This is a genomic window from Plantibacter elymi (nom. nud.), assembly GCF_900177795.1.
In the GTDB taxonomy this organism is placed as follows: domain Bacteria; phylum Actinomycetota; class Actinomycetes; order Actinomycetales; family Microbacteriaceae; genus Plantibacter; species Plantibacter elymi.
Genome location: NZ_FXWJ01000003.1, coordinates 276,707 through 289,466, shown reverse-complemented (window position 1 = coordinate 289,466; position 12,760 = coordinate 276,707). Strand labels below are relative to the sequence as shown.

The window sequence follows — 12,760 nt, the reverse complement described above, 5'->3', positions numbered from 1 at the left end:
TTCTGGTGCACCCCGTCCGTCCCGGTCAGTCGACCAGGGCGGAGATCAGGAACACGTAATGGAGAGCAATTCGTGGCCTCACCACTTGAGAAGATCCTTCGCGTCGGCGAAGGTCGCATCCTCCGGAAGCTGACCAGCCTCACGAAGGCGGTCAATGCCCTCGAGGACGACTTCACGGAGTTGAGCGACGAGGAGCTGAAGAGCGAGACCGTCGAGCTGCGCGAGCGCTTCGAGAACGGCGAGACCCTCGACGACCTCCTCCCGGAGGCCTTCGCCGCGGTGCGCGAAGCTGCGCGCCGCACGATCGGTATGCGCCACTTCGACGTCCAGATCATGGGTGGCGCCGCGCTCCACCTCGGCAACATCGCCGAGATGAAGACGGGTGAGGGCAAGACGCTCGTCGCGACCCTCCCGGCCTACCTCAACGCCATCGCAGGCAAGGGCGTGCACATCGTCACGGTGAACGACTACCTCGCGTCCTACCAGTCGGAGATCATGGGGCGCGTCTTCCGCGCGCTCGGCATGACGACCGGCGTGATCGTCGAGGGGCAGACGCCGGAGCAGCGCCGCGAGCAGTATGCGGCCGACATCACCTACGGCACGAACAACCAGTTCGGCTTCGACTACCTCCGCGACAACATGGCGTGGCAGGCCAAGGACATGGTCCAGCGCGGTCACTTCTTCGCCGTCGTCGACGAGGTCGACTCCATCCTCATCGACGAGGCCCGGACCCCGCTCATCATCTCCGGGAAGGCCTCCGGCGAGGCGAACCGCTGGTTCCAGGAGTTCGCCCGGCTCGCGGTGCGACTCGAGCCCGGTGAGGACTTCGAGGTCGACGAGAAGAAGCGCACCGTCGGCGTGCTCGAGCCCGGCATCGAGAAGGTCGAGGACTACCTCGGCATCGACAACCTCTACGAGTCCGCCAACACCCCGCTCATCTCCTTCCTGAACAACGCGATCAAGGCCCGCGCGCTCTTCAAGAAGGACAAGGACTACGTCGTGATGAACGGCGAGGTGCTCATCGTCGACGAGCACACCGGCCGCATCCTGGTCGGACGTCGCTACAACGAGGGCATCCACCAGGCGATCGAGGCCAAGGAGGGCGTCGCCGTCCAGGCCGAGAACCAGACCCTCGCGACCGTGACGCTCCAGAACTACTTCCGTCTCTACGAGAAGCTGTCCGGCATGACCGGTACGGCCGAGACCGAGGCGGCGGAGTTCATGTCGACGTACAAGCTCGGCGTCGTCCCGATCCCGACCAACCGCCCGATGCAGCGCATCGACCAGTCGGACCTCGTGTACAAAAACGAGGAGGCGAAGTTCGCACAGGTCGTCGAGGACATCGTCGAGCGCCACGAGCAGGGCCAGCCGGTCCTCGTGGGAACGACGAGCGTCGAGAAGAGCGAGTACCTGTCGAGGCTCCTCGCGAAGAAGGGCGTCAAGCACGAGGTCCTCAACGCGAAGAACCACGCGCGTGAGGCCGCGATCATCGCCCAGGCCGGGCGACTCGGCTCGGTCACCGTCGCCACCAACATGGCCGGTCGTGGAACCGACATCATGCTCGGCGGCAACGCCGAGTTCCTCGCCGTCGCGGAGATGAACGCCAAGGGCCTCAGCCCGATCGAGACCCCCGAGGAGTACGAGGCCGCGTGGGACGACGTCTTCACCGAGGTGAAGGCCGCGGTCAAGGAGGAGGCCGACAAGGTCATCGACGCCGGCGGGCTCTACGTCCTCGGCACCGAGCGCCACGAGTCGCGCCGCATCGACAACCAGCTGCGCGGTCGCTCCGGTCGTCAGGGCGACCCTGGTGAGAGCCGGTTCTACCTGTCCCTCACCGACGACCTCATGCGCCTCTTCAACGCGGGAGCCGCGGAGAGCCTCATGGGGCGCCAGAACGTGCCGGACGACCTCGCGATCGAGTCGAAGATCGTCAGCCGCGCGATCCGCAGTGCGCAGTCGCAGGTCGAGGCGCGGAACGCCGAGATCCGCAAGAACGTGCTCAAGTACGACGACGTCCTCAACCGGCAGCGCGAGGCGATCTACTCCGACCGCCGCCACATCCTCGAGGGCGACGACCTCCACGATCGCGCACAGCAGTTCCTGGAGAGCGTCGTCGACGACGTCCTCGACGAGCACACCGGCGAGGGCAACGGCGACGACTGGGACTTCGACGCACTCTGGGCCGAACTGAAGACGCTCTACCCCGTCGGCCTGACGATCGACGAGGTCGTCCAGGAGGCGGGAACGAAGGGGCGGATCAACCGCGACTTCATGCGCCGCGAGATCCTCTCCGACGCCAAGCTCGCCTACAGCAACCGCGAGGAGTCGCTCGGTGCCCCGGCCATGCGCGAGCTCGAGCGCCGCGTCGTCCTCCAGGTGATCGACCGCCGCTGGCGCGACCACCTGTACGAGATGGACTACCTGAAGGACGGCATCGGTCTCCGGGCCATGGCGCAGCGCGATCCGCTGGTCGAGTACCAGCGTGAGGGCTACGCGATGTTCCAGCAGATGATGGGGCAGATCCGCGAGGAGAGCGTCGGCTTCCTCTTCAACCTCGAGGTCGAAGTCGCCGGCGAGGTCGATGCGGGCACCGCCGCGCCGGCGATCACGGCCAAGGGCCTGACGCAGGAGACCCCCGACACCGAGAAGCTCAGCTACTCCGCTCCGAGCGAGCAGGGTGGGGTCGAGGTCCGCAACCAGCGCGGGCAGATCGAGAAGGCGGCCACCGAACGGGCACAGCGTCTCCAGCAGACGAACCGTCCCGCCGGCGATGCGGCTCCCGCGACGAAGGCCGCCCCGGCCGCGAAGGCGTCGCGTGGGGCGTTCGGTCAGCAGTCCGAGGCGCCCGCGGCTGCTCCGAGCAACCGTTCGGACCGTCGCAAGCAGGGCAAGAAGAAGTAGGCCCACGCCGGCACGAACGGGAGCCCTCCGGACCATGGCGACATCGGTCCGGAGGGCTCCCGTCTGCCGGGTGCTGCGGAGGTTGCAGCGGCGGTCAGAGCACGCTCACCGAGGTCGCCCGCCAGCGGCCGTCCAAACCTTCCAGTCGGATGGCCACGGCACGGGACCGTGCTCGTCCGTGGACGATGACCACGGACTCGACGACGCCGTCGCGTAGCTCTGAGACGGTCACGGTGCCGATCGAGACGACCGGGACGGTGCCGGGGACGCCGCGGACGCGCCGTGCCCGTTCGGCGAGGATCACGCGCTTCAGCAGGACGGTGTGCACGTCGGCGGTGATCCACCGCGCGAGCTGCGTGAGGTCCCGGGCTCCCGCGATCACCTCGATCACGCTGCGAGTGAGGTTCTCGAGCAGTGGTCGCGGATCGGGGAGTTCGTCTCGGGGTGCCGGCTGCGGCGCGAAGTAGTCGTCGGTGCCGGTGCGCGCGGCCGCCCGCGCCTCCGGCGTGCGTCGCTCGGGGAGCGGAGGCGCCGGCCGGAGGCGAGCCGTGCGTGCTTCGGGCTCGTCGTCATCATGCCGGGCAGCGGTGCTCATAGGGCCTCCGTGGGGTTGACGGCCGCAACGAGTCGGGCGACCAGAATCTGAAATGTCACACTCATCATGGCAGTTCTTCGGTGTCCGGTACCAGGGGTCTGTGGAGAACGCACGACGCGACCGACCACGGCGCACTACCGTCGGCGTATGCGTTGGGACAGCCTGTTCGACGATCTCGCCGGTCAGCTCGACGACGAGCTCGCCGTCGACGACGACGCCGTCCGGATCGAGGCCGAGCGGCTTCGGCGTGGGCGCCTCGCGCTCCGCGAGCGGCTGGTCGCCCTCTGTGGAGACGCCGGCGCACCAGGACCGCTCGTCGTCGAACTCGTCGACGGGACGACCTGGCGGCTGCGGGTCCGGAGCATCGGGAAGGACTGGTTGCAGGCCGACTCCGGCACCCCGGGCGGCCGGGAGGTGGTCGTCCCGCTCGATGCGATCGCGGCGATCGCCATGACGCAGACCCAGATCGATTGGAGCCTCGACGACGTCGCGGTCCGTGAACCGCGACTGCTCGACCGGCTGACCGTCTCGTTCCTGCTCCGTGATCTGTGCCGACGCCGTGCTGCAGTGGTCGTGCGGACCCGGACGGCGAGCTGGGCGGGCACGATCGACCGGGTGGGCCGCGACCATCTGGATCTGGCCGTCCATGAGCCAGGGTCGCCGCGCCGGAGCCGGAGCGTCGAGCAGATCCGCGTCATCGTGCTCTCGGAGGTCGTCGTCGTCGAGCGTGCCGACTGAGGCGTCGCGTCGGCCGCCTGCCGGAACCGGGGCTCAGTCGAGGGGTGGCACGGGCCGGAGCATCGGTGCGCCGGAGAACTCGGCGAGTTCGGTGAGCTGAGCCTGGTGCCAGAGACCTGCACGACGTGCTTCCTCGTACTGTCCGCTGATGAAGGCTTCGAGTGCCGGGATCTCGATGCGCCACGGTCCGCTGCGTCCGATCCGGATGGCGGGCAGCTCGCCGCTCGAGATGAGCTCGGCCACGTGCTGGGCCGAGACGTTCAAGACCTCGGCCGTGTCGGCGACGGTGAGGAAGCGACCGAGCGGGGCCGCATCGCGCTGCGATTCCATTCCTCGATTATCCTCTCGCGCGGGCGGCGTCCGCCGGGCTGTGGATAACTTCGGCGCGATGTTCGGAGCCCGGGCAGCATGGGACCGGAGGCGGCGCACGGGGCGCCGATGAAGGAGGAGACGGTGCGGGGAAGCGAGCGGGGACACGGAGCCGAATCGGGAGGAGGGCGGATCGACGGCGGCGAGCGGATGAGCGACCGTCTCGCGGGACTGCGCCATGGTGTCGGCGGACGGCAGGTGTCCCGGTCGCGCATCGGGGTGGACCCACGCTTCCTCGTGGGACTCATGCTGGTGGTCGCGTCGATCCTGGGCGTGTGGTGGCTCGTCACGACCTCGAGCCGGACGACTCCGGTGTATGCGGCGTCTGAGACGCTGACGCCTGGAACCCGTCTCGACCGCTCCTCACTGCAGGTGATCGACGCGCGTCTGGGATCGGTCGAAGGCGGGTACCTCACAGCCGGCCAAGGGCCGCCGCCCGGGACCGTCGTCACCCGGACGATCGCAGCGGGGGAGCTCGTGCCGCTCGACGCGCTCGGCGAGGCGCGCTCCGTCGGCGTGACCACGCTCGTCGTCGAGCCCGCCGGGCGGCTCGGCGCCGACATCGTGCCGGGGACCGTCGTCGACCTCTGGTCGGCCACGCCGGACGGCGACGGCTACGGTGTGCCGGACGTGCTGGTCTCGGCCGCGACGGTCGTCCGGGTCGGCGAGGACGAAGGGCTCCTGTCCGGCCGTGGCTCGGTCGCCCTCGAGCTCGCCGTCCCGCGCTCGGCCGTCGCGACGGTGCTCGCGGCGACGGCAGCAGCGCACCTGCTGTCCGTGGTCCCCACCGAGCCCGGCGAACGCTGATGCTGCGCGTCGGACTCGCCCTCGATCCGCGGGTCGAGGGCGAGATCCTCGCGACGATGCTCGACCTCGGACACCGCGTCGCCTGGCGCTGTCACGACGGCGCCGAACTCGAGGAGCGCATCGGCACCGGTACGCCAGTCGACGTGCTGCTCGTGTCACCCGGGGCCGACCGCCTGCGCGCCGAACTCGTCGACCTCGCGGACCGCGTGGGCACGAGGGTCGTGGCGCTCGCGTCCGGCGAGTCCGAACGACGCCAGGCAGTTGGGCTCGGTCTGGTCGACATCGTCCTCCTGCCGGTCGATCCCGAGGAGCTGGATCGGAGCATCGCGCCGCTCGACCTCGGCGGCGACGACCCGCGTCCGGTCGCCCAGGCCGCCGGACGGGTCATCGCGGTGTGGGGCGCGGCCGGATCGCCCGGCACGACCACCGTCGCCGCGGGCATCGCCAGCGAGCTCGCCGCGCGCGGACGCCGGGTCGTCCTCATCGACGCGGACACCTACGGGTCGTCCGTCGCGGCCATGCTCGGCCTCCTCGATGAGGCACCCGGGTTCGCCGCGGCCTGCCGGCTGGCCGGAAGTGGAGCGCTCGACATCGAGCAGCTCGAGCGGATCGCGGTCGTCCATCCGTCGCCCTCCGGCGCGTTCCGGGTCCTGACCGGCATCTCACGTGCGGCACGCTGGACGGAACTGTCGACGGAACGCGTCGCGACGACCATCGAACGGTGCCGGGCGTGGATGGACGACATCGTGATCGACACGGCGTTCTGCCTGGAGGCGGACGAGGAGATCTCGAGCGACCTGTTCGCGCCCAGACGGAACGGGGCGGCGTTCGCCGTCCTCGGGTCCGCGGACCGGGTGGTGGAGGTCGGTGCGGCCGACCCGGTCGGGGTCACGAGGCTGCTCCGCGGCCACGCGGAACTCGTCGAACTCGTCGACCCGTCGCGCATCTCGGTGGTGGTGAACCGGGTGCGTGGCGTCGCGCTCGGTACCGGGCCGGCCGGTCAGTTGGCGTCCACGCTCTCCCGCTTCGGCGGGATCGAGGCTGCCGCGCTCCTGCCCGAGGACCAGCGGGTGGTGGACGCCGCGGTGATCGCGGGGAGGAGCCTCCGCGACCAGGCCCCGCGCGGGGCGCTTCCCGTCGCGTTGCGGCGGTTCGTGTCCACCGTCCTCGACCAGGAGCCGGCGCCGGTGCGGGACCGATCGCGGCGCTCGGCGGGTGGAGCACGCGGGCGTCGTGCGCGGAGTCGGTCACGCCGAGCGCAATAGTCTCGACGGAGTCACTCAATACAATTGGGTGATCAACCGAATATGCATTTGCTCGCCGATATATGCATCTGCATTCTTCTCCGATGCATCGCTATCCGTTGGGTGATGAATTACTCCGGTATCGTGTCGGTATTCAGATTCGCTTGGTGAGGTTCGATATGATCGGATAACCGTCGGACTCACCACGGATATCTTCAGGAGGACCCCCCATGGCTCAGAAAGTCATCACCACATACATCGACGATCTCGACGGCAGCGAACTCGCTTCTGGTGCAGGAGAGACCGTCCGGTTCGCGATCGACGGAACCGAATACGAGATCGATCTCGGTGCAGACAATGCGAACAATCTCCGCGAGTCGCTGAAGCCCTACATCGGAGCCGGACGCCCGGTCAAGCGTGGGCGCCGCACCTCGAGCACCAGCACCCGCAACAGCGCCGAGAACCTCGCCGCGATCCGCGAGTGGGCCGCGAAGAACGGGCACGCCGTGTCGTCGCGCGGACGCATCCCCCAGGCGGTCCAGGACGCTTACCGCGCAGCCAACTGACACAGTCACGTCCGGCGACGGCGCTCAGTGGCCCCCCACGGGCCGCTGAGCGCCGTCGCCGTTCCATGCCTGCCCTGCCAGTGGTCATCGGGGCACGCCCGGCGCACTCGGTGTCGGCCGGCCGAGCCTAGACTGGAATCGTGTCGACGCTCAGTGATCTCGTTCTCGCCCAGGGCCGCTCCAGTGCGGCCGACGTGGAGTGGCTGCACATGCTGCTCGCGGACAGCCAACTCCTCGCGGATCTGGCGTTCGCCGATATCGTCATCTGGGTACCGACGGATTCCGGCAGTTTCATAGCGGTCGCGCATTCGCGTCCGTCGAGTGCCGCGACACTCTTCTATCGCGACTTCGTCGGCCAATCCATCAAGCAGGAATGGCGTAAGCAGGTCACCGACTGTTTCGAGAGCGGACGGATCATCGAGTCGTCCGCGCCGGACTGGTACGAGGAGACCCCGACCAGGGTTCGTGCAGTGCCCGTCGCCCGGCGGATATCGCCGACCGAGACGACCAATGCCGACGGACCGATCGCGGTCATCACCCGCCACACCAATCTCGGTGAGGCCCGTACGCCGAGCCGCCAGGAACTCACCTTCAACGACTGCGCGAGTGACCTGTTCGAGATGATCGCAGTGGGCGACTTCCCCGATCTCGGAGCGCCGACCGGACCACGCCGGGGCGCGCCGCGCGCGAGCGACGGCCTGATCCGTCTCGATGTCGACGGCACCGTCACCTTCGCCAGCCCCAACGCGCTCTCGGCCTTCAACCGGATCGGATTCGCCGAGGAACTCGAGGGCGAGTCGCTCGCGGACGTCACGACCCATCTGCTCTCCGGGACCGGGACCGTCACCGTCGACGAATCGCTGCCACTCGTCGTCACCGGTCGGGCGCCCTGGCGGACCGACATCGAGGACAAGGGCGTGACGGTCTCCCTCCGGGCGATCCCGTTGCGCAGCCGGGGCGAGCGGGTGGGTGCGATCGTGCTCTGCCGCGACGTCAGCGAACTGCGTCACCAGGAGCAGGAACTCATCACCAAGGACGCGACGATCCGCGAGATCCACCACCGGGTGAAGAACAACCTCCAGACCGTCGCATCGCTCCTGCGGATCCAGGCCAGGCGGACGCACTCGGAGGACGCCCACGACGCCCTCACACAGGCCATGCGGCGCGTGGCCGCCATCGCGGTCGTGCACGACACGCTGTCCGAGGGGCTCAATCAGAACGTCGACTTCGACGAGGTCTTCGAGCGCGTGCTCCTGCTCATCGCCGAAGTGGCGAGCTCGCACAACACCACGGTCCGCCCGAAGTCCTCCGGCTCCTTCGGCGTGCTCCCGAGCGAGTACGCGACGCCACTCGCCCTCGCGCTCACCGAACTCGTCACCAATGCGGTGGAGCACGGCCTCAACGGCCGTGACGGCGACGTGGAGATCACGGCCGACCGCACGGACGAACTGCTGAGCGTGCAGGTCCGCGACAACGGCGTTGGGCTCCCGGAGGGGAAGGTCGGGTCCGGTCTCGGCACGCAGATCGTGCGCACGCTCATCCAGGGCGAGCTGGGCGGGACGATCGACTGGCACACGCTCATGGGGAGCGGAACCGAGGTCACGATCGCGATCCCGATGCGCTGGGTCGCCAAGAGCTGAGGTCCTGGTCCGTCGCCAACGGCCGCAGACATGCGAGAACCCCGGGGCCGTTCGGCACCCGGGGTTCTCGTCTGCGACTAGGAGGCGCGGCGGGCGCGAGCCGCGCGACGCTTGAGGGCGCGACGCTCGTCTTCGCTGAGGCCGCCCCACACGCCGGAGTCCTGACCGGTCTCGAGCGCGTACTGGAGGCACAGCTCCGTGACACTGCAGGTGGCGCACACGGCCTTCGCCTTGTCGATCTGATCGACCGCCGGACCGGTGTTCCCGACCGGGAAGAACAATTCCGGGTCGACGGTCAGGCAGGCAGCTTTATCGCGCCAATCCATAGGGGAGCTCCTTTTATTGCATGGTGAGATTTCTTCAACCGAGTGAGGGGTCTCGGGAAGCGAAAGCCGAAATGCGAGGGGGATGATCGTCCGGGATTCGGGATCTGTCCACACCCTCGTGGACCTCATGTCGGCCTCAAACATGGTTTCATATCGGTAAGAGCAAATCAATAGTCAAGTTTGGGTGAACCCTGTGAGTACCGATCGAAACGCCGCCTCCGCTCCGAACCCGGAGAGGCATCGTCAGCCCGCGGTGCTGGCCTTCATCGTCTTGCTCGTCGCCGAGGCGCTGCTCATGATCGGGCTCTCGGCCTGGTTCCTCTTCGAGCTGGTCGCGGCGACGCCGGCCTCGTTCACGAGCGCACTGGCGATCTTCGTCATCCTGCTCATCGCCACGGCGTTCGTCACGGCGCTCGCCCTCGGCGCGATCCGCGGACGAAGCTGGATCCGCGGGGGAGCGGTCACCTGGCAGCTCGTGCAGATCGCCGTCGCCGTCGGCGCGTTCCAGGGGGTCTTCGCGCAACCCGCGATCGGGTGGTTCCTGCTGCTGCCGTCGCTGGCCGTCCTCGGGCTCCTGTTCACGCCGGCGGTCGCCGCCGTGACCCGACGCGAGATCTGAGCGCGACGCGTCGGTCGTGACGGTCCGGCCGTGACGCGTCAGGCGTCGAGGCCGAGCGCCTTGCGGAGGCTCTTCACGTGGCCCGTGGCCTTGACGTTGTACCGGGCGAGGGTGAGGGTGCCGGTCTCGTCGATGACGAACGTGGAGCGGAGGACTCCCGTGACGATGCGTCCGTACGAGTTCTTCTCACCGTAGGCTCCGTACGCCTGGTGGACCGTCAGCTCCGGGTCGCTGAGGAGCGGGAACGTGAGCCCGTCCTCCTCCTGGAAGGCCTTGAGTTTCTCGACGGAGTCCTTCGAAACGCCGAGCACCACGTACCCGGCACCGCCGAGCGATGCGAGGTTGTCGCGGAAGTCGCACGCCTGGGTGGTGCAGCCGGGCGTCATCGCGGCGGGGTAGAAGTAGAGGATCACCCGACGTCCGGCGAAGTCGGCCAGGGACACGCTGGTGCCGTCCTGGTCGATGAGGGTGAACGCGGGGGCCGGGTCGCCGGCGGAGAGACGGAGTGCTTCAAGCATACCCCAAGCCTAGTCAGGAGTACTGGTCGGCTTTGATCGTGGCGAAGGTGCCCAGCAGCCGCTGGAGCGAGTCGAGGCGTGCTGGGCCGTTCTCCCCGAGCCGTCCCTCGGCGACGGCCTCGATGATCGCGCAGTCGGGGGCGTCGGGCAGATGGGTGCAGCCACGTGGGCACTCGAGCGCGATCTCGGCGAGGTCGGTGAACGACTTCAGGATGTTGGCGGTGTCGACGTGTCCGAGACCGAACGAGCGGACGCCCGGGGTGTCGATGACCCAGCCGGATCCTCCGGGCGCCTCGATGCGCAGCGAGACGGTCGACGAGGAGGTGTGGCGGCCACGCCCGGTGACGACGTTCACATGCCCGGTGGCGCGCTCAGCGGTCGGGACGAGGGCGTTGACGAGGGTGGACTTGCCGACGCCCGAGTGGCCGACGAAGACCGTGTCGTGGCCGATGAGGGCCTCGGTGATCTCGGCGAGGGGGACGTCGTCCTCCCGGCTGCGGAACACGCGCAGGCCGAGCCCGGCGAAGTTCGCGAGGAACTCGTCGGGGTCTTGGAGGTCCGTCTTCGTGATGCAGAGGATCGGGGTGATGCCCGCGTCGTAGGCGGCGACGAGGTAGCGGTCGACGAGTCGGGCCCGAGGCTCGGGGTTCGCGGCGGCCACGACGATGAGCATCTGGTCGGCGTTGGCGACGACGACGCGCTCCATGGCGTCGGTGTCGTCGCCACTGCGGCGGAGCAGCGTCGTGCGCGGCACGATCCGCACGATGCGCGACAGCGTGCCCTCGGCCCCCGAGGTGTCGCCGACGACATCGACCCGGTCGCCGGTCACGATGGCCTGCTTGCGGAGTTCACGAGCGCGTGTCGACGTCAGGACGCGCTCCTCGGGCGTGCCCTCGTCGAGGAGCACGGTGTAGCGACCGCGGTCGACCGCGAGGACGCGTGCGGTCAGTGCATCGAGGTGCTCGGGCCGCGTCTTCGTCCGTGGGCGGTTCGCCTTCGGGTTCGGCCGCATCCTGATGCTCGACTCGTCGAGTTCCGGCTCGTCGTCGTCGACGCCGTCGTCCCACCAGCTCATCGGCTCAGCCTCCGAGCATCGCGTGCCACAGTTCGGTGAACTGTGGGAGCGTCTTCGCGGTCGTGGCGACGTTCTCGATGGTGACCCCGGGCACGACGAGACCGAGGATCGCTCCCGTGGTCGCCATGCGGTGGTCGTGGTAGCTCGACCACTCGCCGCCGTGGAGGGGGCGCGGCTCGATGCGGAGACCGTCCGGCAGCTCCGTGACGGCGCCCCCGAGCTTGTTGATCTCCGTCGCGAGGGCCGCGAGGCGGTCGGTCTCGTGGTGACGGATGTGCCCGATGCCCGTGATGGTCGACGGTCCGTCGGCGAGTGCTGCGAGCGCGGTGAGGGCGGGCGCGAGCTCGCCGCCGGTGGTCAGGTCGAGATCGACCGCGGTGATCCGTTCGCCGCCGGTGACGGTGAGGCGGTCGCCGTCCAGGGTGACCGTCGCGCCGAAGCGGGGCAGGAGGTCCGCCAGGTCGGCACCGACCTGGGTGGTGGAGGCGGGCCAGCCGCGGAGCGTGACGCTCCCGCCGGTGACGAGCGCCGCAGCGAGGAACGGTGCGGCGTTGGAGAGGTCGGGCTCGAGGTCGACGTCGAGCGCGGCGATCGTGCCGGGGGCGACGACCCACTCACCGACGGCGGGTTGTTCGACGGTGACCCCTCGGGCCGCGAGGGCCGCGATGGTCATCTCGATGTGCGGCAGGCTCGGCAGACGCTCGCCCTCGTGGACGAGGTGGAGGCCCTGCTCGAAGCGGGCTGCGGCCAACAGGAGGCCGGACACGAACTGGCTCGACGACGACGCGTCGATCGTGAGCTTGCCACCCGTGACCGTGCCCGTGCCGTGCACCGTGAAGGGGAGCGCCTTCCGGCCGTCGTCGCTGATGTCGACGCCGAGCGCCTGGAGCGAGCCGATCATGGTGGCCATCGGCCGGTTCCTGGCCGAGGGGTCGGCGTCGAAGACGGTCGGCCCGAGGGCGAGGGCGGCCAGCGGCGGGACGAACCGCATGACGGTGCCGGCGAGCCCGCATTCGACGGTCGTGCTGCCGAACAGCTCGCCCGGCGTGACGAGCCAGTCCTTGCCGAACGCACCCGACGCCGGTCGCTCGACGATGGTGGTCCCGAGTGCGCGCAGCGCCTCGACCATGTTGGTGCTGTCCATCGAGTGGAGCGGGGCGCGCAGGAGGGAGGGCCCGTCGGCCAGAGCGGCCAGGACGAGCTCGCGGTTCGTGAGCGACTTCGAGCCCGGGAGCGAGACGGTCGCATCGACCGGACCGCCCGCGACGGGCGCCGGCCAGGCTGCGTCGTCGTGCTCGGGTTCGGCATCGCCGTACACGTCGAAATCTGGTGCGGAATACGGATTGGTCAACATTGGTTCCA

General features: G+C 69.0%; 13 protein-coding genes. 7 read left to right on the top strand and 6 right to left on the bottom strand.

Features of this window, described 5'->3' with window-relative positions; genetic code table 11:
• The first annotated feature begins 72 nt into the window (after nt 1-72).
• Nucleotides 73-2,901 (top strand): preprotein translocase subunit SecA, encoded by a 2,829-nt coding sequence (gene secA, locus CCK91_RS10820; RefSeq protein WP_086474011.1) that lies wholly within the window; start codon nt 73-75, stop codon nt 2,899-2,901.
• A gap of 94 nt (nt 2,902-2,995) precedes the next feature.
• Here the strand turns inward: secA and CCK91_RS10815 are convergent, their stop codons facing one another.
• Nucleotides 2,996-3,496 carry an Rv3235 family protein gene (locus CCK91_RS10815; protein ID WP_207568215.1) on the bottom strand — a complete coding sequence of 167 codons (501 nt, stop codon included), beginning with the start codon at nt 3,494-3,496 and terminating at the stop codon, nt 2,996-2,998.
• A 147-nt stretch (nt 3,497-3,643) separates the two neighbouring features.
• Here CCK91_RS10815 and CCK91_RS10810 point away from each other — a divergent pair, with 147 nt between their 5' ends.
• Nucleotides 3,644-4,234 (top strand): hypothetical protein, encoded by a 591-nt coding sequence (locus CCK91_RS10810; protein ID WP_086474010.1) that lies wholly within the window; start codon nt 3,644-3,646, stop codon nt 4,232-4,234.
• A gap of 33 nt (nt 4,235-4,267) precedes the next feature.
• Here the strand turns inward: CCK91_RS10810 and CCK91_RS10805 are convergent, their stop codons facing one another.
• On the bottom strand, nt 4,268-4,564 hold the full coding sequence (locus tag CCK91_RS10805; RefSeq protein WP_086474009.1) for a helix-turn-helix domain-containing protein: 297 nt from the start codon (nt 4,562-4,564) through the stop codon (nt 4,268-4,270).
• 189 nt (nt 4,565-4,753) lie between these two features.
• Between CCK91_RS10805 and CCK91_RS10800 the strand changes: the two genes are divergently transcribed.
• The 4 genes from CCK91_RS10800 (at nt 4,754) to CCK91_RS10785 (ending at nt 8,860) form a co-directional block, all read left to right on the top strand.
• Complete coding sequence (locus tag CCK91_RS10800) at nt 4,754-5,410, top strand: SAF domain-containing protein (protein WP_165767019.1); 657 nt, start codon at nt 4,754-4,756, stop codon at nt 5,408-5,410.
• On the top strand, nt 5,410-6,675 hold the full coding sequence (locus tag CCK91_RS10795) for an AAA family ATPase (RefSeq protein WP_086474007.1): 1,266 nt from the start codon (nt 5,410-5,412) through the stop codon (nt 6,673-6,675). The genes CCK91_RS10800 and CCK91_RS10795 overlap by 1 nt, the downstream gene beginning before the upstream one ends.
• 209 nt (nt 6,676-6,884) lie before the next feature.
• A complete protein-coding gene (locus tag CCK91_RS10790) occupies nt 6,885-7,220 on the top strand; it encodes a histone-like nucleoid-structuring protein Lsr2 (protein WP_086474006.1) in 336 nt (111 codons plus the stop codon).
• Nucleotides 7,221-7,360: 140 nt separating this feature from the next.
• Nucleotides 7,361-8,860: a sensor histidine kinase gene (locus CCK91_RS10785; RefSeq protein WP_079002802.1), complete on the top strand. Its 1,500-nt coding sequence runs from the start codon at nt 7,361-7,363 to the stop codon at nt 8,858-8,860.
• 77 nt (nt 8,861-8,937) lie between these two features.
• Here the strand turns inward: CCK91_RS10785 and CCK91_RS10780 are convergent, their stop codons facing one another.
• Nucleotides 8,938-9,186 carry a WhiB family transcriptional regulator gene (locus tag CCK91_RS10780; RefSeq protein ID WP_056012627.1) on the bottom strand — a complete coding sequence of 83 codons (249 nt, stop codon included), beginning with the start codon at nt 9,184-9,186 and terminating at the stop codon, nt 8,938-8,940.
• A gap of 193 nt (nt 9,187-9,379) precedes the next feature.
• Between CCK91_RS10780 and CCK91_RS10775 the strand changes: the two genes are divergently transcribed.
• Complete coding sequence (locus tag CCK91_RS10775; RefSeq protein WP_242664513.1) at nt 9,380-9,805, top strand: hypothetical protein; 426 nt, start codon at nt 9,380-9,382, stop codon at nt 9,803-9,805.
• A gap of 38 nt (nt 9,806-9,843) precedes the next feature.
• Here the strand turns inward: CCK91_RS10775 and bcp are convergent, their stop codons facing one another.
• From bcp to aroA, 3 genes are read right to left on the bottom strand one after another with little or no spacing between them, the layout of a single operon-like run.
• Nucleotides 9,844-10,323: a thioredoxin-dependent thiol peroxidase gene (gene bcp / locus CCK91_RS10770; protein WP_086474005.1), complete on the bottom strand. Its 480-nt coding sequence runs from the start codon at nt 10,321-10,323 to the stop codon at nt 9,844-9,846.
• Between the two features lie 13 nt (nt 10,324-10,336).
• Nucleotides 10,337-11,398 (bottom strand): ribosome small subunit-dependent GTPase A, encoded by a 1,062-nt coding sequence (gene rsgA / locus CCK91_RS10765; RefSeq protein ID WP_064295360.1) that lies wholly within the window; start codon nt 11,396-11,398, stop codon nt 10,337-10,339.
• Between the two features lie 4 nt (nt 11,399-11,402).
• On the bottom strand, nt 11,403-12,752 hold the full coding sequence (gene aroA / locus CCK91_RS10760; RefSeq protein WP_086474004.1) for a 3-phosphoshikimate 1-carboxyvinyltransferase: 1,350 nt from the start codon (nt 12,750-12,752) through the stop codon (nt 11,403-11,405).
• Nucleotides 12,753-12,760 lie beyond the last annotated feature (8 nt).